This is a genomic window from Variovorax sp. Soil_C_12 (assembly GCF_057657375.1).
In genome coordinates, this window is the sequence record NZ_JBDGIO010000016.1 from 41565 (window position 1) to 63112 (window position 21548).

Below are 21548 nucleotides of genomic sequence, written 5' to 3' on the forward strand. Positions count from 1 at the left end.
GGTATTCCATTAAACGGACTTTTTCTTCGAATTATTCCGTTCAATGGAATTTCATGGCGGTATAGTGCGCAAAGGATTTCGAAGAGCAAGATCATGACCACCTCCGAGACCGCCACCGGCGCCGTGCCCCGCCTGTTCGCCCTGATCCGTGCGCTGGCGGACGCCCCATCCGAGGGCAGCCGCGTCACCCAACTGGCCAAGAGCGTCGGTTTGACGCAGGCCACGGTGCACCGGTTGCTGCAGTCGCTGATGGCCGAAGGCGTGGTCGAGCAGGACCCGCGCAGCAAGCTCTACCGCCTGGGCGTCGACTTCTTCGCGCTGGCCGCGCGCGCCGGCAATCCGGGCGACCTGCGCACCCTGTGCAGGCCCGCCCTGCTGCGCCTGTGCGGCAGCCTGGGTGACACGATCTTCCTGCTGGTGCGCAGCGGCTTCGACGCCGTGTGCCTGGACCGCAGCGAAGGCCCCTTCCCCATCCGCTCCTTCAGCGGCGACATCGGCGGGCGCATCGCGCTCGGCGTGGGCCAGGGGGCCATGGCCATCCTTGCCTTCCTGCCCGAGGCCGAGCGCGAGGAGGTGATCCGCTTCAACCTCTCGCGAGTGCGCGAGTACGGCGTCTTCGACGAGGTGTACCTGCGCACCGAGATCGAGCAGGTGCGCAAGTCGGGCTACGCCGGGCGCAACACCGGCCTGCTCGAAGGCATGGCCGGGGTCGCGGTGCCGATCCTCGACCGCGAGGGCCGGGCCGTGGCGGCCCTGAGCGTGGGCACCATCTCCGATCGCCTGAACCCCGAGCGCATGCCCACGGTGGTGTCGCTGCTCAAGCGGGAAGCCGAGGCGATCGGCCCGAAGATCCACCCCTTCGATTCGACCCTGCGGCGGCCGGCGCAGCGGCTGTCGGGCGCGGCGCCGTAGCTACCGCGCCCACCACCCTTCCCCGAACCGCCCCTGCAGGAAGGCCACGAAGCTCGACACCTTCCCCGGCACCAGCTTGGGCGACGGGAACACGGCATGGATCTCCTGCTCCGGCAGTGCATGGCCCGGCAGCACTTCCACCACCTTGCCGGCCGCCAGTGAATCACTGGCCACGTAGCGCGGCATCAGCGCGATGCCCAGCCCCTCGCGCGCCGCGGCCAGCACGGCCGAGACGTTGTTGGAGCGCAGCCGGCCGGAGACCGGCACCGTCACCGGCTCGCCCTTGGGCGTGTGCATGCGCCACACGTCGTCGCCCACCACGCTGCTGTAGATCAGCGCCACATGCGCGCTCAGGTCCTGGGCGCGCTTGGGCGTGCCGTGCTTCTTCAGGTAGCCCGGCGCCGCCACCATGACCCAAGGGTTCATGCCGAGGAAGCGCGCGCCCAGCGATGAGTCGGCCAGCTTGCCCATGCGCACCGCGACGTCGATGCCCTGGGCGATGAGGTCCACGTAGCGGTCCTCGAAGCTCAGGTCGACCTGCACCTGCGGGTGGCGCGCCATGTACTCCAGCGCCAGCGGCACCACCACGCGCCGGCCGAAGGCGACCGAGGTGCCGATGCGCAGCAGGCCCTGGGCCTGCGACTCGCGCCGCCGCACCACCTGCTCGGCCTCCTCGGCCTCGTGAACGATGGACTTGCACTTCTCGTAGTAGAGCGAGCCCGATTCGGTCAGGCTCACGCCGCGCGTGTTGCGGTTGAGCAGCCGCACCTTCAGCCGCGCCTCAGTGGCCGCGACCTGCTTGGTCACGGTGGGCTGGGTGGTGTTGAACTCGCGCGCGGCCTTGGAGAAGCTGCCGGTCTCCACCACGCGAACGAACATCTCCATTGCCAACAGTCGATCCATGCCCCGGATAGTAGTGCCCCCACCCTCGGCACTGCGTGTCCTCGCTGCCCCCCAAGGGGGCGCGCCCGTCTTGGGGCGGCCCGGCGGCGGGGACAGCCACTTATTCCACGGCGGAATAGGTTTTATGGCCCGGCGCCGCCTTCTGCCAAACGCCCCGAATTCCTAAAGTCCAGGCATTCCCAAGGAGACTTCAAATGGCAAAGATGTCCGCGGCCCAGGCCGCCGTTCTGGTGATGGAAAAAGAAGGCGTCACGCAAGCCTTCGGCGTACCCGGCGCCGCCATCAATCCGCTCTACTCGGCGCTGCGCAAGCAAGGCACCATCGGCCACATCCTGGCGCGCCACGTCGAGGGCGCCTCGCACATGGCCGAGGGCTACACCCGCGCGGTGGCCGGCAACATCGGCGTGTGCATCGGCACTTCGGGCCCGGCCGGCACCGACATGATCACCGGCCTGTACTCGGCCTGGGCCGACTCGATCCCGATCCTCTGCATCACCGGCCAGGCGCCGCGCGCCCGCCTCTACAAGGAGGACTTCCAGGCGGTGGACATCGAGTCCATCTCGAAGCCGGTCACCAAGTGGTCGGTCACGGTGCGCGAGCCGGGCCAGGTGCCGCAGGTGTTCCAGCAGGCCTTCCACCTGATGCGCTCGGGCCGCCCGGGCCCGGTGCTGATCGACCTGCCCTTCGACGTGCAGATGGCGCAGATCGAGTTCGACATCGAGACCTACCAGCCGCTCACGCCCTACAAGCCGGCCGCCAGCCGCGCGCAGATCGAGAAGGCCATTGCCATGCTGAACGCGGCCGAGCGCCCGCTGATCGTGGCCGGCGGCGGCATCATCAACGCGAACGCCAGCGACCTGCTGGTGCGCTTCGCCGAGGCCACCGGCGTGCCGGTGATCCCGACGCTGATGGGCTGGGGCACGATCCCCGACGACCATCCGCTGATGGCCGGCATGTGCGGCCTGCAGACCAGCCACCGCTACGGCAACGCCACGATGCTGGCCTCCGACTTCGTGCTGGGCATCGGCAACCGCTGGGCCAACCGCCACACCGGCTCGGTCGAGGTCTACACCAAGGGCCGCACCTTCGTTCACGTGGACATCGAGCCCACGCAGATCGGCCGCGTGTTCACGCCCGACTTCGGCATCGTCTCCGACGCCAAGGCCGCGCTCGAGCTCTTCGTCGAAGTGGCCGAGGACATGAAGGCCAAGGGCCAGCTGCCCAGCCGCCGCGACTGGGCGGGCGAGTGCCTCGAGCGCAAGAAGACCATGCTGCGCAAGACCAATTTCGACGACGTGCCGATGAAGCCGCAGCGCGTCTACCAGTGCATGAACCGCAACTTCGAGCGCGAGACCTGCTACGTCAGCACCATCGGGCTGTCGCAGATCGCGGCGGCGCAGTTCCTGCACGTCTACAACCCGCGCAACTGGATCAACTGCGGCCAGGCCGGCCCGCTGGGCTGGACCATCCCCGCGGCCCTGGGCGTGCGTGCCGCCGACCCGGCGCGCAGGATCGTCGCGCTCTCGGGCGACTACGACTTCCAGTTCATGGTCGAGGAACTGGCGGTGGGCGCGCAGTTCAAGCTGCCCTACATCCACATCGTGGTCAACAACTCCTACCTGGGCCTGATCCGCCAGGCGCAGCGCGGCTTCGAGATGGACTACTGCGTGCAGCTGGGCTTCGAGAACATCAACGCCACCGAAGAGAGCGGCGTCGAGCGCGAGTACGGCGTCGACCACCTGAAGGTGGTGGAAGGCCTGGGCTGCAAGGCGATCCGCGTCTACAAGCAGGAAGAGATCAAGCCCGCCATCGAGCGCGCCGAGAAGCTGATGGCCGAGTTCAGCGTGCCGGTGGTGATCGAGGTGATGCTCGAGCGCGTGACCAACATCGCGATGGGCACCGAGATCGACGCCATCAACGAGTTCGAGGCGCTGGCCGAGAGCCTTGCCGACGCACCCAGCTCCGTCGCCGCCGCGATGCTGGATTGATTCCGAGGAGACAAACAAGATGCCGCGTTTCGCAGCCAACCTGACGATGCTCTTCACCGAGCTGCCTTTCATGCAGCGCTTCGAGGCCGCTGCCAAGGCGGGCTTCAAGGCCGTCGAGTATCTGTTCCCCTACGCCTTCGACAAGAAGGAACTCACCGCCGCGCTGCGCGCCAACGGCCTGCAGCAGGTGCTGCACAACCTGCCCGCGGGCAACTGGGAGACGGGCGAGCGCGGCATTGCCTGCCACCCCGACCGCGTGGGCGAGTTCCGCGAGGGCGTGGGCATGGCGATCGACTACGCGACCGCGCTGGGCTGCCCCAAGCTCAACTGCCTGCTCGGCAAGCTGCCGGACGGCGTGAGCGCCGCGGAGGCGCGCAAGGTGGCCGTCGAGAACCTGCGCTTCGCCGCCAGGGAACTGCAGACCGCGGGGATCATGCTGCTGATCGAGCCGATCAACCACTTCGACATTCCCGGCTTCTTCCTGACCCGCACCGACCAGGCGCTGGCCATCATCGACGAGGTGGGTTCGACCAACCTGCTGCTGCAGTACGACATCTACCACGCACAGCGCATGGAAGGCGAGCTGGCCGCCACGATGAGCAAGAACATGGCCCGCATCGGCCACATCCAGCTGGCCGACAACCCGGGCCGCGGCGAGCCGGGCACGGGGGAAATCAACTACCCGTGGCTCTTCAAGCACATCGATGCCGCCGGCTACACCGGCTGGATCGGATGCGAGTACAAGCCGCGCGGCACCACCGTCGACGGCCTCGGGTGGCGCAGCGCCCTCACCCAGTAACGACACGAACACAGACACACAAGACAAGGAATTCATCGCATGTCCAACACGGCATCCCAGAAGATCGGTTTCATCGGCCTCGGCATCATGGGGGCACCCATGGCCGGCCACCTGCTCGACGCCGGCCACACGCTCTTCGTCAACACGCAGGGCCCGGTGCCCGAGCCCTTCACCTCGCGCGCCACCGTGTGCGGCTCGGCCGCCGAGGTGACGAAGCAGGCCGACGCGATCTTCGTCATGGTCCCCGACACGCCCGATGTGGAGAAGGTGCTGTTCGGCGAGAACGGCGTGGCCTCGGCACTGACCAAGGGGAAGACGGTGGTGGACTGCAGCTCCATCGACCCGATCGCGACCAAGGGCTTCGCCAAGCGCATCGAGGAACTGGGCTGCGGCTACGTCGACGCGCCGGTCTCGGGCGGCGAGGTGGGTGCCAAGGCGGCCAGCCTGACCATCATGTGCGGCGGCGACGAAGGCGTCTTCGGCCGCGTGCGGCCCCTGCTCGAGAAGATGGGCAAGAACGTCACGCTGGTCGGCGCTGCGGGCGACGGCCAGGTGTGCAAGGTGGCCAACCAGATCATCGTGGCGCTCAACATCGCGGCCGTCGGCGAGGCGCTGGTGTTCGCCAGCAAGGCCGGCGCCGATCCGGCCAAGGTGCGGCAGGCGCTGATGGGCGGCTTCGCCTCCTCGCGCATCCTTGAAGTGCATGGGGAACGGATGATCAAGCGCACTTTCGCGCCGGGCTTCCGCATCGCGCTGCACCAGAAGGATTTGAACCTGGCGATGCAGAGTGCGCGCGCGCTGGGCGTGGCGCTGCCGCAGACGGCCGGCGCGGCGCAGCTGATGAATGCTTGCGCGGCACTGGGGCACGGGCAGGATGATCATTCGGCGTTGGTGCTGGCGCTGGAGGCGTTGGCGCAGCATCCGGTGGCGCGCGAGGGCTGAGCGGCGCGCGGCAGGCGCGTCGTACCCGCTGCTTCCATGCGGTAGAGGCGACAATTTGCGACAAAGTTTGACCCGCCTGTAGGTCGCTGTTACACACGGCCCTTCCAAAGACCCTCAGGAAGGAAGCCGCCCCATGTACGTTCGCAGCGCCAATTACTCCTCGTCGTACTCGACAACAACGCCGGAGAAGGCGCAGGAGCCGAAAGAAACGAGGATAGAGATAGAGCAAGCGCAAGTCACAGGGGAGCGCGCCGCTTCCAAGGTGCCGCCGCTCAATATCCACAAGACCCAGCAGCAACTCCAAGCTCAGCTCGGTAGACAGCCCCCCCCTCGGCTCAATCGACACCAACTGCAATCCTTTAGCACGCTTTGGAAGAAGAACTTAGGTCTCGCCATCCAAGACATGACTAAGGACATGCAGCAAGGCATGTCCCCTGACGAGAATCGGAGAGCCAACCAGCTAAGCGAATGCGCAGAAGAGCTCGTCCGCGACGACAAGTTCGACCTCGAAACATTGGCGCTGTCGAATGAAATCGCTTGCGTTGCAATCCACCTGCAGGAAGCCGTGGCGGACCATCCGGGAAGTTCCCCCGAAGCCCAGCAGCAGCGCCGCATCGCGCTTATCGAGTTTCTCTGCAAGGTCTTCAACAACGAATTCGAGAGCGACACTGGCCGATGGGCGGCCAACTTATTCAATGTGGGCCTGCGCACCTGGCTCGCCGTCACGATAAGCACTTTCGTGCGCGACGCCGTCGCCTTCTATTTGAGCAGGTCCATTGCATCCGACGGCGAAAGCATCATCCCCCACGTCGCGGGCATTGTGGCGATTACCTTGGGTCCCGCCATGAATTTGCTCGGCGGTGTGATATCCGTTCGTGGACACGAAGCCAATGTCCCCAGTGTCGTTTCGCGCACATTGCTGGCCCTCATGCAACTCGGCGCGGTACTTGCCTGCTACGCGAAGGGCTCGGCTAACGCATTGGCTACGTCAATGTTGTCGTTCGCGCCCTATGCCATCATTCGCGATTCTCTCAATTTCATCGCTCCTGTCAGCGACAACACCACATCGCTTCGACTGGAAGGCGTGCTTGCATCAGGAATTCTCTATGCCGGACTGCAATTGGGTGGTGGCATAACAATGGCGGTGCTTCGCCCCATTCGGGCGCTGGTAGCCTCCCGCGACCCGTCGGCAACGAAACTGTACCGCGAGAGCTTTTTGCCAGCGCCCAGATCAACATTCAGGATTCGCTGGTGCATGCAGCGGTGATTGGCATATTGGAATTCCTGGACGATGTGGTAGTCGCATCCATCATGCGCTATCTGGAGAGAAAGGAATATTTTGCGAGAGCGAACCATGCCAACCTTGCAGACGAAGCCGCTCATAAGCAATACATCCTTGAGCTGACAAATTTTGCGAAAGTACTACTAAATGTTCCGGCCAAAGATCGCCAAAAATTGATCGATGAGAGAAACTTTCAATTATATCAGCGAGAAATCGAACGGCTGACGAGCTTGCCCGGCCAACTCGACGCTGTGCACGCGAACTACCTGGCGGATATTCAAGATGAGTTCAAAAAGAGGCCAGCTCTCGAGGCACTCTGGGCGCGTAATCCAAAGACCCTCACCGCCGAAGAAATGCAGTCCTTACGCGATCTCGAATATCAACTTGGCGTCTACAAGCAAAGTCGAGATCTGGAACGAGTTAGGTCGATTTCAGATAAATTAGACGATAACCAAAAGAAATTTCTGGAAGCTCTCGAAGAAGACGTTGATTTGCAAAAGAAACTATTTTGCAAATTGCTCAAAAGGCAAAAAAAACCAGGAACTCAATCCCACAGAAATGGAGAATCTAAGGTACCTTCAATACGAATTCGACGACACAATCCAGTTGAAGCCCTTGCCTCCAATGTCCTCTCTATGGTCTGATGCGCACGTACCCGATTTCACGTCTTTCGATAAGAAGATCATGAAAACATGCCGGCAGCTGCGCGCGCATCTCCCTCGGGAGACTCGCCTAGCTCTCAAGAAAGAGCTGTACGTGTATGAGTTCGTGAGAGCCTATCTCCCCCTCCCGCTCACGCCCGTTGAGCAAGCGGTTGTGGATTCGATCGGGCAGAGGGAGCGTCAGGTCAATCCAAGCGAACTCCTGGGCATGTTGGCCAAAGAAGCTGAAGAGCTAAGACTGCGAGACAGCGCGCCCCTGCGCCAAAAGCTTGGCGTTGTCTCAATAGGCACCAACTTCCTCGAGCAATTCGGCAGGAAGATGTGGCTCACCAATGCCGCACGTCTAATGCTCATCGTGTTCGTTTTGCGTGGATTGGACCTGATGAGTTCCCTGCTCGAAGGCATGGACGACTTCACGCAGATCGTGCTCGCGAACATGATCGTCGCGATGCTGGTCATGATGGCCTACCCGATGCTGTACATGATGCACAACGAAGGCATGTCGCGATCGCGGCCGGTCCAGGGGCCCGGAGCCCGGGGTGTCCTCCCTCCTCTTCGAGAAGACACGCCTGAAGCGGTTGAAAACGTCAATACGCCGAGGGGTCCAAACGCCCGGTTCGCGCAGGTCTACCGCTACGACCTCAGCGGGTCAAGCGTATCGTTCGTATCCAGCGAAAATGATCAAGACCGCGACGACACGGGCATTGAGATGTCCCGGATTCCGCGCCCCGACAACTGGTCCGAATGACTTGCCCGGCGACGTCCGCGAGCCGCCGGCAGTTCGAACGATAAGGCACGTGATCGCCCGGCTTGCGCGCGGTGCCGAGTCGGATCATCCATGCGAGCCTCGGCAAAGGCGTCTTACTTTAGATATCGGACTTCAAGCACGGCGGTCGCGACGCCCATGGCAATCGCATCCAACTCAGCGGCAATGCCGACGCGGATCTAAGCCTCAGGCGGCAGCACGATCCGCCGGCGCTTCTTGATCACGACCGGCACCGCCGATGCCGGCGGGCGGCGGAGATTCACGATCGGATCGCCGGGCCGGGTCCCCGTCGCCGCGCGCAGGGCGAACTCCACCCGGCTCTTGTTGATGACCTCGACGACATCGCCGTTGACCTGGGCATAGCTGCCGTCCGCCAACCTCGCGAGTGCGCCGATCTGCATGCCCCGCTGGACGGTGCCCAGCATGTGCATGCCCTCTCTTTCCTGGGCGAAGGCAGTCCAACGCTCACCGAGGACGATACGACAGGGTTCCTGGCTCATCGGAAGTGGGACGTGGCCTTCGCCGGAAAGGCGAGGCGGGATCTCAATAAGAACATCCCTTCATTATCCCGGCAGCGGACCCCTGCCCCGTGACAGGACTGCCGGACGGCAGCGATGCGCCATGCACGCGCGTGGCGCGCGCAGCGATCAACGGTAGCGCGCCACCGCTGCGTCTGCAGCGCGCCGACGTCGTTCATTGATCAGCATCTCCCGAGGTGCCATAACGGCTTTCCACCAATTCATATGTCTTCTCTCTCGCTTCCGCGTACCGAGCTGTACGCCAGGTATGCAGGCAGCGCTCACGCAGGTGCTCGAGCTTGCGCGGCCAAACGGCGGGAAGAAGCTTCAAGAATTCATTCGCGATCTTCTTAGGAGGAGCCCCGCCGGTAAACAGAAACAACAATGCCATCAGTTGTGAGGCTTCGCGGTTTGTTTCTCGCCAACCCCACGACGCCATCGCCAGCACGCCAGCTTGGCAGGCTTCCAAGTTCTCGACGTACGGAACCATGTCTTCGAAAGATTTCATCTTCTTCAACTCGAACATGGTGCCCTTGGAGGTGGTTCGCACCTGCTTCCACGTCTGCAGTGCATCCACAAGCGCGGCAGGGTCCAGATCAACTGGATTTTCAGCAGGCAAGGGCTGTGCGCTTGACGATACGGATGCATCGCGGCTCTCCCGCACCTGCGAAGTCTTGGAACTCGTTTCACGTGCCTTCCGCGACGCGGTCAACCGCAAACCAATTTCGTCCAGATCAAAGACCTGGACTTGCGGCGGAGGCTGGGTCGTGAAGCGATGCAAATCGGCCAGATCCGCTTGCGACATGTTGCCGGCAAATGGACGAGACCACTTCGAAGGCCGAAGGTCGACCGCGGCCCGCGGATGTGGTTCGGCGTGGGGCTCGTACGTGTCGAGGTCCTCGGGCTCGTATGCGTCGAAGTCCCCGGGCTCGTACGAACCGAAGTCCCCGGGCTCGTAAGAGTCGACACCGACCTCTTCGTCGGACGTGGTCGCTGAGTCCGGTGGAATGAGCGGCTTGCACTGTGTCTGTGGCTGCAGCGGAGGGAGGATCGGGGTGAGGGCAGTCTGGGTGGGAATCCAGAGTGCAGGCTCACCAGCTCCTGAATACCGGGTAGCTTGCCCGGATGGGCATCCGCATTGATAGGAGCGTCTCCGGCACCCCCACAGCCCAAATACACGGCCTCGTTCCTCTGAAATTGAATACCGAAGGTCGGCAGGAGTTGGTATTTGGTGTTGCTCGCCCAATGCATGGAGACCCTCGTCAATCAAGAAGAATGCCGTCATCCTGCGGCACCCGCAGCATGCGTTGCCACAGGCGATGCCGCTCGGCATGGGCATTCAGTTCTTGCCCCAGCGTGACTTGATCGAGCGCTGCACGCGGCCAGGTCTCGGACAGGAAGACCTCGCGCGTACCCGGATTCACGATGAGCGCGCACACGGCTTGCTCGTGTGCATGATGGGGCAGCACATGCGACCAGGCGTCGGTGCGCTCGGCCAGCCAGGCGACTTCCTGCATCAATCCCGGGACGCTGTAGAGAGTGACCTCCTCACGGCTTTCATCTTCCTGGAGATGGATCAGGACATCCGTGCCGACGAGCAGCGTGCGGGGTGTACGGGCCGGCTGGCCGGCCTGCGCCCCAGGGTCGGGACCCAGCAAGGATTCGATAGCGGACATGACGTGGTGAAACGACTCCGCAAGGCGGTCGTCGTCCTCTGGGGTTGTTGTTTTTGTCAGTAACCCTTGCCGACTCGCAGTTCCGCCCCGCCACTAACGGATTGCCCGCAGCACTCCTGCTACGCCTGGCATCAACGGTAGCGCGCCACCGCCCCGTCGCGGCTGCTCGTCGTCCTGCTGCGCCGGAAGAAGGCGGCCCAGTCGCTGCGCTCGCGCCCTGCGTGCAAGTCGTGCAGATCGTCGACCCGCGTGACCAGGCGCAGCGCGTCCTCGCTGGGCAGGGCCTTCGAGCTGTAGAGAAAGCGCAGTTGGCATTCGCCCATGGCGATCGCATCCCCGTTCTTCAGCGGGTGCTGCCAGATGCGCTCGCTGTTGACGAAGGTGCCGTTGAAGCTCCCCAGGTCGGTCAGCACGAAGCGATCGCCTGTCCAGTGGATGGTGGCGTGGCGCCGGCTCACGCCCAGGCTGTCGATCTGCACGTCGCACTCGAGATCGCGGCCGATCATGGTGATGGCGCCCTGGATATTGACTTGCCTGACGCTGCCGTGCCGGGCGAGGATGATGAGTCTGGACATGTTGTGTGCTCGCTGTTTGATTGGCTCTGAGTGCTTTTCGGCTCACTTCCGCCATTCCTGAAGGGCATGCAGCAAACAGGCGTATTAAATATTTCGCGCTTCTCGCGCCGCCTCGCGCATGGCGCGCGATCGCTCAAGCATTCGCGCTGGGCCAGGCCTCGTAGCGCTGCGCCTGCTGCTTCGGCCGCGCCTTCTCCTCGGCCTTGGCGGCCAGGCGCATCTCGGTCATCCAGGCCACCACGATCTGCACGTAGGCCTGGCGCCAGGCCCTCTTCGACATCGCATGGTCGACGCCCTCCATCACGCGGTGGCTCAGGGAGCGCGCGAACTTGAAGGCGGCCAGGTAGTTCTCGATCACCGGATGCGGCACGATGGTGTCGTTCTCCGATTCGACGATCAGCACGTCGCCGAAGAAGTCCTCGCAGGCCGCCAGCGCGCGATTCTTCTCGGGCTCGATGGTGGCCTGGCGGTACAGCGTGAGGTCGTCGCCGTTGAGGCGGCGCTTGGGCTGCTCCCAGTTCTCGTCGCGGTAGATGGCGGGCACGCGCAGGCCCAGCCAACGCACGGGGCGCAGCGAGCTCAGCACCGCCGCGAGGTAGCCGCCGTAGCTGCTGCCGATGACGGCGACGGCAGCGGGGTCCACCGCCGGATGACCCACCAGCGTGTCGTAGGCGGCCAGCACGTCGCGCAGGTTGTCCTCGCGCGTGACGGCCTCGCGCTGCGCTACATGGCGCGCGTGGCCGCGCAGGTCGAAGGTCAGGCAGATGCAGCCCAGGGCGGCGAGCTCGTGGGCCAGTGCGATGTCCTGCTGCTGGCTGCCGTCCCAGCCATGCACCAGCAGCACGCCGGGCACCATGGTCGAGGCCGCGACCAGCGTGCCGGCGATGTGCACGCCGTCTACGGGGATGTCGATGAGGGCATGTCGGGTGGGCATCAGGGCTCGACCACGGTGTACTTCGTGATCGGGCCGACACTGGCATCCACGCCGCTGAAGTACACGCACGCGTTGGGCGGCGGCACCACGCCGTCGCCATAGATCTCGAAGCAGGAGGCGTTGACCGCAGGGCGCTCGGGCTGCTCCTCGAACACCTCGAGCGCCGCAATCTCGGCGCCGCTTGCGCCGCCCACGCGCCACGACTGCTCCAGCACGCCGGAGCACCAGCGCCCGGCGCTGCTGGCGCCTTGCGCCACGTCGTAGTTGATGCGCGAGGCGAAGAAGCCCGGGAACGAGGCGACAACCGCACGATGCAGGCTGCGCGCCTGCTCCACCGCCAGGCGGATCTCCTCGGGGAAGCTCAGGGCGAGCAGCGCATCGAAGCCGCCGCGCGCCACGGTGAGGTCCGAGCCTCCATAGACTTTGTGGCCGTGGTTGTCGGTGGTCAGGCGCTGCCAGCCGTAGTAGCTGGCGACGGCCTGGCCCACGTGCACCTGGCCGACACTGTAGGTCACGGGCTGCTCCAGGTTCTCTTCCAGCACCAGGCCGTGCTCGGCGATCTCCGCCGCGTCCATGGCCGCGATGCATTCCTCCAGCGCCCGCCGGTCGCGCACCACTTGCTGGCCGCGACCGCCCGTGGCCCGCACCGGCTTGACGCGCACTGCGCCCTGTTCCAACAGGCGCAGGCCGGCGCGGCTCGCATCTTCGCGGGAGAAGACCGAGAAGCCCTGCAGCACCGCGTGGGCGACCTGGCCGGCGAAGCCGTGGCTCCACCCCACGGGCGCTGCGGCGGCCGGATCGATCAGCGGATGCACCAGCGCCTTGGTCAGCACGAAGGGATAGGGCACCACCCCGCCGAACAGGGCGTGATGGCTCGCGATGCCGAGCGCGCTGGGCAGCGCGTCGCCGACCAGCGTGTCGCTGGGCACGAAGTACACCGGCGTGGCGTAGCTGCGCGCGCGGTCGTACTCGCCCTCGAAGCGGGACTTCTTGAGCCGGGCCAGCCGCCAGGCGAGCTGGGCGCGGGTCGCCCGCTCGTGCTCGCTGGCGTAGGCATGGTGGTCAGCCGTCAGCGCGACCACGGTTCCTTGGAGGCCTGGCTCGGCGAGCACGGCCCCGTCACCGGCGAGCGTCTGGGCTCCGCCGGGCAGCGCGCTGAAGATGGGTGTGTCCATGCCCAATATGCTGGGTGATCGCGCAGCGGAAATCAAACTTTGGGGCCGTGCTGGCGGCGTTTTCCTACATGAGGCGGGCGGGTGGACAGGCCCGGTGCCCCCACCCCCTCAGAGCAGATCCTTCAGCTTCGCCCGCAGCCGGCTGATGGCCTGGCTGTGCAGCTGGCACACGCGCGACTGGCTGACCTCCAGGATGGCGCCGATCTCGCGCAGGTTGAGTTCCTCCTCGTAGTAGAGGTTGAGCAGCAGCCGGTCGCGCTCCGGCATCTGGCCGATGGCGTCCACCAGTTGGTGGCGGAAGCCGCTCTCCAGCAACTGCGCCAGCGGATCGTCGTCGCCGCCGCGCTCGCCGCGCGCCTCGCTGGCATGGCGGTCCAGGAACGGGCTGTCGCCCTCGCCGTCTGCCGAGAAGTCCTCGACGTAGAGCAGCTGGCAGCCCTGGATCTCCTGCAGCAGGCCTTGGTAGGCCTCCAGCGTCATCTTCAGTTCCTTGGCGATCTCGCCCTCGGTGGGCGCGCGGCCCAGGCGGTGCTCCAGCGTCTGGATCGCGCCCTCGACCTTGCGCGCCGACTGGCGCAGGCCGCGCGAGCCCCAGTCGTTGGCGCGCAGCTCGTCGAGCATGGCGCCGCGGATGCGCTGGCTGGCAAAGGTCTCGAACTGCGCGCCGCGGTTGTCCTGGTAGCGCGTCGAGGCATCGAGCAGGCCGATCATGCCGGCCTGGATCAGGTCGTCGAGCTCCACGCTGGCGGGCAGCTTGGCCAGCATCTGCAGCGCCATGCGGCGAACCATCGGCTGGTGCTGCTTCAGCAGATGGGACTTTTCAATGGTTCCCTGTGCGGTGTACACGGTCGTCCTTCTTCCTTCTCCAAGTACTTTCAGCAGGCTGCGGCGGTGTTCGTGCCCTGCGTCGCGGGCGCGGCTTGCGGCGCCAGGCTCGCGCCCGGGCGCCAGGGCCACTGGCCCATCTCGTCGGCGATGCGGCGGCAGTCCGCCGCCGCGGGGCTGGCCGGATAGGCCTCCACCACGGTGCGGCGCAGGCGCCCGGCGTCGGCCATGTGGGGCTCGGCCCGCACCCAGCCGGCGGGCTGCAGCGAGACCGCCAGGTAGCGGCTGCCGGCCTGCGCCAGGTTGTGCGCAACCTGCTGCGCCGCTCCGGGCTCGGCCACGCCGTTGACCAGGAAGCGCAGCTGCCGCAGCGCATGCGCGTAGTGCAATCGCTTGATGCCCGCGTAGGTGGCGGTGATGGAGGCCGCATGCGGCTGCATCACCAGCACCAGTTCGTCGGCCGCCTGCGCCAAGGCGGAGAGCTGGCCTTCGCCGTCGAGCACGGCATCGATCAGGATCACGTCGCCCTCCCACAGCGTGCGCGGGTCGGGGCTGCCGGCCGGCGTGCGCGGCACGGCCGGCAGCACCTGCACGCCGCAGGGCGCGCGCGCGGCGGCGCCATGCAGGGTGAGCCGGCGGTTGGCCACGTCCGCCAGCGTGCCCAGCGGTTCGACGGCCCAGGCGGCCGAGGCCGTGCCGGCGTCGGTGCCGTGCTCGTCGAGCAGCAGCACTTCCCTGCCCTGGTACGCCAAGGCCGCGCACAGGTTCATCGCCATCGTGGTGACGCCCAGCCCACGCCCCATGCTCGCGAAGGCCAGCACGCGCGTGCGCGTCTGCGCCAGCAGGCGGCGCAGACCGTCGGCTTGATCTGCCACCAACTTGCTCACTGCGCGACCTCCGCGCTGCGCGCTGCGGTATTCGTCTCGGGAGCGGCCCATCGACTCATGAGCCCAGCGCCTCCAGCAGCAGGAACAACTTGGCCACGCCTTCGTAAATCACGTTGCCGGAGGGCGTGCGGTCGGGCCGCAGGCGCCGCCCGGTCAGCTGGCCCAGCAACACGCGCGTGCGGCCCGCCCATTCCCCATGGGCATGCAGCAGCCGCCACACGGTGGTGCTGGCCTGGCCGGCGATCAGCACGCGCTTCATCATCTGCGGGTCGCCCAGCTCGCCCAGGCCGCCCACCAGCTGCAGGCCCTGGCGGATCAGGCGGAAGCAGGGCTCGGCCTCGGCGGCCCAGGCCTGCCATTGCGCGAGCTGCGTCGCATCGACCTCGCCGCCGAGGTTCGACAGCAGGTAGCCCTGCGCGAGGATCTTGCGGGTCTTCGGCTCCATCACGCGCGTCACCACGCAGCGCAGGGCCGGCAGCCCGTGCTCGCCGCGCAGCTGCACCTCGGCATGGGCCTCGGCCTGCAGCGCCGGCTTGCCCTTGAAGCGCACGGCATGTGGCTGACCGAAGGCCAGCTCCAGCCGCGCCAGCGTGCTGCCGCGGCCGGTGCTTGCATCGGCGATGGCGGTCGAGCCCGGCGCACGCGCCAGCCAGCCCAGCCCGCGGGCCTGCATGCCCCCCATGAATTCGACGGTGGGCAGGCGCGGCAGCACATGCACCACCGGCTTGCCGAAGTCCTGCTGGGCCAGCCACTGCAGCGGGCGCTGGCCGGGCTTGCGCGCGGCCTCGCCGGCCGTGCGCGCGCCGGCGGTGGAGAGCCACTGGTTGGGCGCGGCCAGCGGCCGGCCGTCGCGGTCCGACAGCAGCAGGCTGCTTTCGCAGGCGTAGGCATCGCCGCCCTCGTTCGACTTGAGGCCGAGCTGCCCGCCGAGCGCCAGCACATGGCGGTCGCAGCCGGTGGCGATCTCGCTCCAGGCATGGGCCTTCAAGGACTGCAGCACGGACTTGTGCAGCACGTTCTCGTCAGCCGCCATGCGCCACAGCTCGCGTGCCGCGTCGAAGCCCAGGTCGGCATCGGCCAGCGCCTTGGCGGCCCAGGCCACCTCCTGCGCGTCGTGGGCCATGGCATGGATCAGCTGCTGGTACTTCAGCCGCAGGCGCTCGGTCTCGGCCTGCGCCTCGGCCACCTGCGATGCACCCTCGGCCGGAGCCGGCCGGTCCTGCAGGTCGCTCTCGCCGGGCACGAAGAGCGCGCTCGGCGCCTTGGCCTGGAACACGCTATCGACCAGCGCGGCGCGATCGGCCGGCGCCAGGTTCTCCGGCACCTTCTGGCCGCTGGAGACGTAGTGCACCGGCAGCCGGTGACGGATCACGGTGTCGATGAGCGCGCCCGGGTGCGTGGCCTCGTCGACCTTGGTGAAGATGCAGCCGGCCAGCGCGTTGTCGCTGCCGCCGTGGCGGTAGGCATGCACCACCTCGTTGAGGGTGTCGCCGTGGCTCGCGGCGTTGAGCAGCAGCAGCCGCTTCACCGGCCGCGGGCTGCTGCCGAGCATGGCGATCTGCTCGGAGACGGCGCGGTCGCGCTGGCTCATGCCCACGGTGTCGATCAGCACCATGTGCTTGTTGCGCAGGTCGTTGAGCACCAGCTGCAGGTCGGTTGCATCCTTCACCGCGTAGACCGGCACGTTGAGGATCTGGCCGTAGATGCGCAGCTGCTCGTAGGCGCCGATCCGGTAGCTGTCGGTGGTCACCAGCGCGAGCTTGTCCGCGCCGAAGCGCATCACGCAGCGCGCGGCGAGCTTGGCGGTGGTGGTGGTCTTGCCGACGCCGGTGGGGCCCATCAGGGCGTAGACGCCGCCCTGGGCCAGCAGCGCATCCTCGTCCTCCATCACGGGCAGGGTGCGGATCAGCTCCGAGCGCACGAAGGCCATGCCCTGGGCGTAGCTCTGGTTGGCCGGTAGGTGCTCCAGCATGGCCTTGGCCAGGCGGGCGCTGAAGCCGGCGCCCAGCAGCGTGCGCAGCAGCCGCCCGCGCATCGGGTCGCGGCGCTGGCGGTCGTTCCAGACCACGGTGGCCAGCTGTTCCTCGATCATGCCGCGCATGGAGTGAAGCTCGCTGAGCACGGGGTCGGCGTGCGGCGCCGCCGCAGCGGGTGCTTCACCCGCCGGCGCGAAGGTCATCGCGGGCGCAGCGGGCATGGCCTGCTGCAGCAAGGGCGTGACGGGCACCGCCGGCCGGTAGGGCACGGACGGCATGAAGGGCATCGGCGGCATCGAGGGCACCGGCATCGGCGCGGGCATCGCGGCGGTGGCCATCGGCAAAGGCGTCGCAGCAGCAGGCGCGGGCGCGGGCAGTGCAACAGCAGGCGCCGCGTACTCCGCGACCTGCTCCATTTCCTCCGGCGCCATGGCGACGATCTCCACGCCCTCGGCGACGACGCGGTTGGTCAGCACCATCGCCTCCGAGCCCAGGGCTTCGCGGGCCAGCCGCAGGGCTTCGCGGCTGGTGGCGGCGACGAACTTGCGTGCGGCGCTGCGCACGTCGGTGATGATGTTCAAACTCTTCCTCCAATGGTGGCGGTGATCTTGATGTGACGGGAATCAGGGATCTCGGCATGCGAGAGCACCTTGAGCTGCGGCAGGCTGCGCCGCAGGAATCGGGAGAGCAGCACGCGCAGCGGGTGCTGCACGACCAGCACCGGCGCCAGGCCCATCTGCTCCTGGCGCGTGATCGCGGCCTGGGTCTGGGTGAGCAGGTTGTCGGCCAGGCCGGGCTCGATGCCGCTGTTGCTGGTCATGGCCTGCTGCAGCATGCCGTCGAGCGTGGCGTCGAGGCCGAGCACCTGCAGTTCCGAGTCGCCCGGGAACAGCTGCTGCACGATGGCACGGCCCAGCGCGAGGCGGGTGAGCGTGGTCAGCTCGGTCGCGTCCTTCACGGTCGGCGCCTGCTCGGCCATCACGTCGAGGATGGTGCGCATGTCGCGGATCGGCACTTCTTCCGCGAGCAGGTTCTGCAGCACCTTGTGCAGCGTGCTGAGCGTGATCACCTTGGGCACCAGGTCCTCGGTGAGCTTGGGCGCGGTCTTGCCGACCTGGTCGAGCAGCTGCTGCACTTCCTGGCGGCCCAGCAGCTCGGCGGCGTGGGTCTGGATCAGGTGGTTGAGGTGCGTGGCCATCACCGTGCAGGCGTCGACCACCGTGTAGCCGAAGGCCTGCGCCTGCTGGCGCTGGCTGGCGTCGATCCACACCGCGGGCAGGCCGAAGGCCGGGTCCTGCGTGGGCGTGCCGGGGAGCGTGCCGGTCACCTGGCCGGGATTGATCGCCATCCACTGGTTGGGGTAGGCCTCGCCGCGGCCGATCGCCACGCCCTTCAGGCTGATGACGTAGCTGTTGGGCTGGATCTCGAGGTTGTCGCGGATGTGGACCACCGGCACCAGGAAGCCCAGCTCCTGCGCGATCTTCTTGCGGATGCTCTTGATGCGGCCCAGCAGCTCGCCCTGCTGCGACTGGTCCACCAGCGGGATCAGGCGGTAGCCGACCTCCATGCCCAGCGGGTCGACCAGGGCCACGTCGTCCCAGGTGGCCTCGGCCGCTTCGGGGGCGGGCACCGCAGCCAGGGCCTTGGCCGCGGCGGCCTGCGCGGCCGCCTTCTGCGGCGCGCGCAGCAGCAGCCGGCGGCCGAACCAGACCAGGCCGCCCGCGATCAGCAGGAAGGCCAGGTTCGGCATGCCGGGGATCATGCCCATCAGGCCGATGATCGCGGCCGTGAGGAAGAGCACCTGCGGGTTGGAGAAGAGCTGGCCGGTGAGCTGGCGCCCCACGTCCTCGTCGGTGGTCACGCGCGAGACGATCACGCCGGCCGCGGTCGAGATCACCAGCGCCGGGATCTGCGCCACCAGGCCGTCGCCGATGGCCAGCAGCGTGTAGGTCTTGCCGGCGGTGGAGAAGTCCAGCCCGTGCTGCACCACGCCCACCACCAGGCCGCCGATGATGTTGATCACCATGATCAGCAGGCCGGCGACGGCATCGCCGCGCACGAACTTGCTGGCGCCGTCCATGGAGCCGTAGAAGTCGGCCTCCTGCGCCACCTCGGTACGGCGCTTGCGCGCCACGTCCTCGCCGATCAGGCCGGCGTTGAGGTCGGCATCGATCGCCATCTGCTTGCCGGGCATGGCGTCGAGCATGAAGCGCGCGCCGACCTCGGCGATGCGGCCCGCGCCCTTGGTGATGACCATGAAGTTGATCAGCACCAGGATGATGAAGACCATCACGCCCACCGCGAAGTTGCCGCCCACCAGGAAGTGGCCGAAGGCCTCGATCACCTTGCCGGCGGCGTCGGGGCCGGTGTGCCCGTGCATCAGCACCACGCGGGTGGAGGCCACGTTCAGCGACAGGCGCAGAAGCGTGGAGAACAGCAGCACCGCCGGGAAGGCCGCGAAGTCCAGCGCCTTCATGGTGTACATGCTGACCAGCAGCACCATCACCGACACCGCGATGTTGAAGGTGAACAGCAGGTCCAGCAGGAAGGGCGGCAGCGGCAGCACCATCATGCTCAGGATCATGATGATGAGGATGGGGCCGGCCAGGCCCTTCATGTTGCCTCCGGAGAGGCTCTGCGGCGGCAGTCGCAGGAAGGTGGCAATCGCGTTCATGCGCTCTGCAGGTTGTATTCAAGGTCCTGGGGAATGGGCAGATCGCCCGGCGTGCGCGGCGCCTCGCCGCCCTCGGTCTGCCAGCGCTTGAGCTGGTAGACCCAGGCCAGCACCTCGGCCACCGCGGTGTAGAGGCCGGCGGGGATCTCGTCGCCCAGGCGGGTGTACTTGTAGAGCGAGCGCGTGAGCGGCGGCGCCTCGAGGATCGCGACCTTGTTCTCTTTCGCGATCTCGCGGATGCGCTCGGCCACGGCGTCGGTGCCCTTGGCCACCACACGCGGCGCGCGCATGCTGTCGACGTACTTCAGGGCCACCGCGAAGTGCGTGGGGTTGGTGACCACGATGTCGGCCTTGGGCACTTCGGACATCATGCGGCGCCTCGCCATCTGCTGCTGCTGGCGGCGGATCTGCGCCTTGATGTGCGGGTCGCCTTCGCTCTCCTTGTGCTCCTGGCGCAGGTCCTCGCGCGACATGCGCAGCTTGCGGTAGTAGCTCCACAGCTGCCAGGGCACGTCCACCAGCGCGATCAACAGCAGCGCGGAGGTGATGAGCGCGCAGTTGCGCGCCACCAGCAGGATCATCTGCGGCAGCGCGGCGCGCTCGGACTGGGCCATCAGCGCGTTGACCTCGTCCATGCCGTCCATGATCACCACCCAGGCCACGCCGCCGATCAGCAGCGACTTGGCCAACGCCTTGAACAGCTCGGCCAGCGACTGGGTGGAGAACAGGCGCTTGATGCCCGCGATGGGGTCGAGCTTGTCGAACTTGGGGCCGATGGCCTGGGTCGAGAACAACCAGCCGCCCAGCATCAGCGGCGCCACCAGCGCGGCCAGCACGAGCATGCCCATCAGCGGCGCCATCGCGACCAGCGCCTGCATCGTCAGCAGGCCGGCCTGCGTCAGCATGAAGGAGGTGTCGAAGGCCGCGGCGCGCTCGAAGCGCAGGCCATGCCCGAGCGATGCACGAAAGTGGCTGCCCAGCGGCCCGGCCATGGCCCACAGGCCGGCGACCGCCGTGCCGAGCAGAACGAAGGTGACCAGCTCGCGCGAGCGGGCCACGTTGCCTTCTTCGCGCGCCTTCTCGAGGCGCCGCGGCGAGGCGGGTTCTGTCTTTTCGAGATCGCTTTCTTCAGCCATTCATGCTCCGGGAGAGCATCGGCGAACATCGCCGAGTCGTGGCTGATTATTGGATTCGGGGGCGCTGGACAATCCCTCGATCAGGGGGCGGATTGCCCTCCAACTCGCGCGTTAGGCCGCGCACACCGTGCGATACGCCCCCGGAGGGAACGCCCAAGAGGAATCAGAAGGAAAACGGTAGGCGCTTGTGGTCCTTGGCCCCCTTCAAGGCGTCGTCGATCGAGGTGCGCTCGACCTCGATCGTTGTCAAAGCCCCCCTTATATCCAACGCGGAAAGCACCTTTTGACAATGCTCACCGGGAAGCAAAAGCGCACCCAAAACAATGGCATTGGCTGATTCTTTTTCAACCAATTGCGTTACCAGAACTCTATGAAGCAATAGGGCGCACCCCACACGTGGATCCGACATGAGCTGCGGAAGCAGGTGCGCCTCATTAAATGCAATCAGAACTGCCGCGCGCTCTTGGTCATCAGCATTCAAAGCGCCATGCGTGCCGTCGCTGCCCGAGCGGAACAAGAACTCGGCGAGATCTGCGGCAAGCTAGTCATGAGCGGTGAGTTGAAACTGTCAAACGACAACATAGCGTCACTCTCCGCAGACCTTGTGGACATGCTGGTCACCAACTTGCCGGGGCTCTCCCAGCAAAACCCTGAGGCCGCACTCGCGCTGTTCAGCCGATGCTCCACCCGCACCCAAGTCGCGATTCTTGCCCAGCAGAAGAGCGACACGTTCGTGCAAGCGATTGCGTCGATTCCCAAACTGAGCAACCGCTGCGCAGCTCAGCTGGTGGCTGCGGCTCGGCAGGCGACGCAACGAGGCAATGTGCAGCTTCTCAAGAAAATCCTGACCTTCTGCCCTCTATTCGCGCGAGATCGCGTCCTGAGGACATTCGAAAGAGCAGGATCGTGAAGCTATGC

At 66.3% G+C, this 21548-nt stretch carries 21 protein-coding genes; 8 read left to right on the plus strand and 13 right to left on the minus strand.

The window, feature by feature from the left end:
• The first annotated feature begins 93 nt into the window (after positions 1-93).
• Positions 94-912, plus strand: coding sequence for an IclR family transcriptional regulator (locus tag AC3A6X_RS30120; RefSeq protein ID WP_487845611.1), 819 nt, complete (start codon positions 94-96; stop codon positions 910-912).
• Here AC3A6X_RS30120 and AC3A6X_RS30125 read toward each other — a convergent pair whose 3' ends face one another.
• The gene (locus AC3A6X_RS30125) at positions 913-1815 is read right to left on the minus strand and encodes a LysR family transcriptional regulator (RefSeq protein ID WP_487845612.1); all 903 of its coding nucleotides are present in this window, start codon (positions 1813-1815) and stop codon (positions 913-915) included.
• Between the two features lie 194 nt (positions 1816-2009).
• On the opposite strand from AC3A6X_RS30125, the gene gcl reads away from it, so the two are divergent.
• The 6 genes from gcl (at position 2010) to AC3A6X_RS30155 (ending at position 8236) form a co-directional block, all read left to right on the plus strand.
• Entirely contained in the window at positions 2010-3803 is a 1794-nt protein-coding gene (gene gcl, locus AC3A6X_RS30130; RefSeq protein WP_487845613.1) for a glyoxylate carboligase, read from the plus strand.
• A 19-nt stretch (positions 3804-3822) separates the two neighbouring features.
• Positions 3823-4602 carry a hydroxypyruvate isomerase gene (hyi, locus tag AC3A6X_RS30135; protein WP_487845614.1) on the plus strand — a complete coding sequence of 260 codons (780 nt, stop codon included), beginning with the start codon at positions 3823-3825 and terminating at the stop codon, positions 4600-4602.
• A 39-nt stretch (positions 4603-4641) separates the two neighbouring features.
• The gene (locus AC3A6X_RS30140) at positions 4642-5544 is read left to right on the plus strand and encodes a 2-hydroxy-3-oxopropionate reductase (protein ID WP_487845615.1); all 903 of its coding nucleotides are present in this window, start codon (positions 4642-4644) and stop codon (positions 5542-5544) included.
• 133 nt (positions 5545-5677) lie between these two features.
• Positions 5678-6811: a hypothetical protein gene (locus tag AC3A6X_RS30145; RefSeq protein ID WP_487845616.1), complete on the plus strand. Its 1134-nt coding sequence runs from the start codon at positions 5678-5680 to the stop codon at positions 6809-6811.
• Entirely contained in the window at positions 6796-7470 is a 675-nt protein-coding gene (locus tag AC3A6X_RS30150; RefSeq protein ID WP_487845617.1) for a hypothetical protein, read from the plus strand. Before AC3A6X_RS30145 ends, AC3A6X_RS30150 begins: the two co-directional genes overlap by 16 nt.
• A gap of 112 nt (positions 7471-7582) precedes the next feature.
• Positions 7583-8236, plus strand: coding sequence for a hypothetical protein (locus tag AC3A6X_RS30155; protein WP_487845618.1), 654 nt, complete (start codon positions 7583-7585; stop codon positions 8234-8236).
• A gap of 197 nt (positions 8237-8433) precedes the next feature.
• Here AC3A6X_RS30155 and AC3A6X_RS30160 read toward each other — a convergent pair whose 3' ends face one another.
• The 12 genes from AC3A6X_RS30160 to AC3A6X_RS30215 form a co-directional block, all read right to left on the minus strand.
• Entirely contained in the window at positions 8434-8679 is a 246-nt protein-coding gene (locus tag AC3A6X_RS30160; protein ID WP_487845619.1) for a hypothetical protein, read from the minus strand.
• A 268-nt stretch (positions 8680-8947) separates the two neighbouring features.
• Positions 8948-9577, minus strand: coding sequence for a hypothetical protein (locus AC3A6X_RS30165; protein WP_487845620.1), 630 nt, complete (start codon positions 9575-9577; stop codon positions 8948-8950).
• Between the two features lie 457 nt (positions 9578-10034).
• Complete coding sequence (locus tag AC3A6X_RS30170) at positions 10035-10448, minus strand: hypothetical protein (RefSeq protein WP_487845621.1); 414 nt, start codon at positions 10446-10448, stop codon at positions 10035-10037.
• Positions 10449-10579: 131 nt separating this feature from the next.
• Positions 10580-11023 (minus strand): FHA domain-containing protein, encoded by a 444-nt coding sequence (locus AC3A6X_RS30175; protein ID WP_487845622.1) that lies wholly within the window; start codon positions 11021-11023, stop codon positions 10580-10582.
• A gap of 133 nt (positions 11024-11156) precedes the next feature.
• A complete protein-coding gene (locus AC3A6X_RS30180) occupies positions 11157-11957 on the minus strand; it encodes an alpha/beta hydrolase family protein (RefSeq protein ID WP_487845623.1) in 801 nt (266 codons plus the stop codon).
• A complete protein-coding gene (locus tag AC3A6X_RS30185) occupies positions 11957-13132 on the minus strand; it encodes a DUF3182 family protein (protein WP_487845624.1) in 1176 nt (391 codons plus the stop codon). Before AC3A6X_RS30185 ends, AC3A6X_RS30180 begins: the two co-directional genes overlap by 1 nt.
• Before the next feature lie 108 nt (positions 13133-13240).
• Positions 13241-13978: an RNA polymerase sigma factor FliA gene (locus AC3A6X_RS30190; protein ID WP_487845625.1), complete on the minus strand. Its 738-nt coding sequence runs from the start codon at positions 13976-13978 to the stop codon at positions 13241-13243.
• Positions 13979-14007: 29 nt separating this feature from the next.
• On the minus strand, positions 14008-14844 hold the full coding sequence (locus tag AC3A6X_RS30195) for a MinD/ParA family ATP-binding protein (RefSeq protein WP_487845626.1): 837 nt from the start codon (positions 14842-14844) through the stop codon (positions 14008-14010).
• 55 nt (positions 14845-14899) lie between these two features.
• Complete coding sequence (flhF, locus tag AC3A6X_RS30200; protein WP_487845627.1) at positions 14900-17401, minus strand: flagellar biosynthesis GTPase FlhF; 2502 nt, start codon at positions 17399-17401, stop codon at positions 14900-14902.
• A complete protein-coding gene (flhA, locus tag AC3A6X_RS30205) occupies positions 17398-19494 on the minus strand; it encodes a flagellar biosynthesis protein FlhA (protein WP_487845628.1) in 2097 nt (698 codons plus the stop codon). Before flhA ends, flhF begins: the two co-directional genes overlap by 4 nt.
• Positions 19491-20630 carry a flagellar biosynthesis protein FlhB gene (flhB, locus tag AC3A6X_RS30210; protein WP_487845629.1) on the minus strand — a complete coding sequence of 380 codons (1140 nt, stop codon included), beginning with the start codon at positions 20628-20630 and terminating at the stop codon, positions 19491-19493. Before flhB ends, flhA begins: the two co-directional genes overlap by 4 nt.
• A 163-nt stretch (positions 20631-20793) precedes the next feature.
• On the minus strand, positions 20794-21111 hold the full coding sequence (locus AC3A6X_RS30215; RefSeq protein ID WP_487845630.1) for a hypothetical protein: 318 nt from the start codon (positions 21109-21111) through the stop codon (positions 20794-20796).
• A gap of 6 nt (positions 21112-21117) precedes the next feature.
• Here AC3A6X_RS30215 and AC3A6X_RS30220 point away from each other — a divergent pair, with 6 nt between their 5' ends.
• Positions 21118-21540: a hypothetical protein gene (locus AC3A6X_RS30220; protein ID WP_487845631.1), complete on the plus strand. Its 423-nt coding sequence runs from the start codon at positions 21118-21120 to the stop codon at positions 21538-21540.
• The last annotated feature ends 8 nt before the right edge of the window (positions 21541-21548 follow it).

Coding starts and splice junctions, on each gene's coding strand:
- AC3A6X_RS30220 (WP_487845631.1), top strand. CDS start 21,118: ATGCGTGCCGTCGCTGCCCGAGCGGAACAAGAACTCGGCGAGATCTGC.
- flhA (WP_487845628.1), bottom strand. CDS start 19,494: ATGAACGCGATTGCCACCTTCCTGCGACTGCCGCCGCAGAGCCTCTCC.
- AC3A6X_RS30120 (WP_487845611.1), top strand. CDS start 94: ATGACCACCTCCGAGACCGCCACCGGCGCCGTGCCCCGCCTGTTCGCC.
- AC3A6X_RS30170 (WP_487845621.1), bottom strand. CDS start 10,448: ATGTCCGCTATCGAATCCTTGCTGGGTCCCGACCCTGGGGCGCAGGCC.
- flhB (WP_487845629.1), bottom strand. CDS start 20,630: ATGGCTGAAGAAAGCGATCTCGAAAAGACAGAACCCGCCTCGCCGCGG.
- AC3A6X_RS30185 (WP_487845624.1), bottom strand. CDS start 13,132: ATGGACACACCCATCTTCAGCGCGCTGCCCGGCGGAGCCCAGACGCTC.
- AC3A6X_RS30165 (WP_487845620.1), bottom strand. CDS start 9,577: ATGTCGCAAGCGGATCTGGCCGATTTGCATCGCTTCACGACCCAGCCT.
- gcl (WP_487845613.1), top strand. CDS start 2,010: ATGGCAAAGATGTCCGCGGCCCAGGCCGCCGTTCTGGTGATGGAAAAA.
- hyi (WP_487845614.1), top strand. CDS start 3,823: ATGCCGCGTTTCGCAGCCAACCTGACGATGCTCTTCACCGAGCTGCCT.
- AC3A6X_RS30175 (WP_487845622.1), bottom strand. CDS start 11,023: ATGTCCAGACTCATCATCCTCGCCCGGCACGGCAGCGTCAGGCAAGTC.
- AC3A6X_RS30180 (WP_487845623.1), bottom strand. CDS start 11,957: ATGCCCACCCGACATGCCCTCATCGACATCCCCGTAGACGGCGTGCAC.
- AC3A6X_RS30160 (WP_487845619.1), bottom strand. CDS start 8,679: ATGCTGGGCACCGTCCAGCGGGGCATGCAGATCGGCGCACTCGCGAGG.
- AC3A6X_RS30125 (WP_487845612.1), bottom strand. CDS start 1,815: ATGGATCGACTGTTGGCAATGGAGATGTTCGTTCGCGTGGTGGAGACC.
- AC3A6X_RS30145 (WP_487845616.1), top strand. CDS start 5,678: ATGTACGTTCGCAGCGCCAATTACTCCTCGTCGTACTCGACAACAACG.
- AC3A6X_RS30140 (WP_487845615.1), top strand. CDS start 4,642: ATGTCCAACACGGCATCCCAGAAGATCGGTTTCATCGGCCTCGGCATC.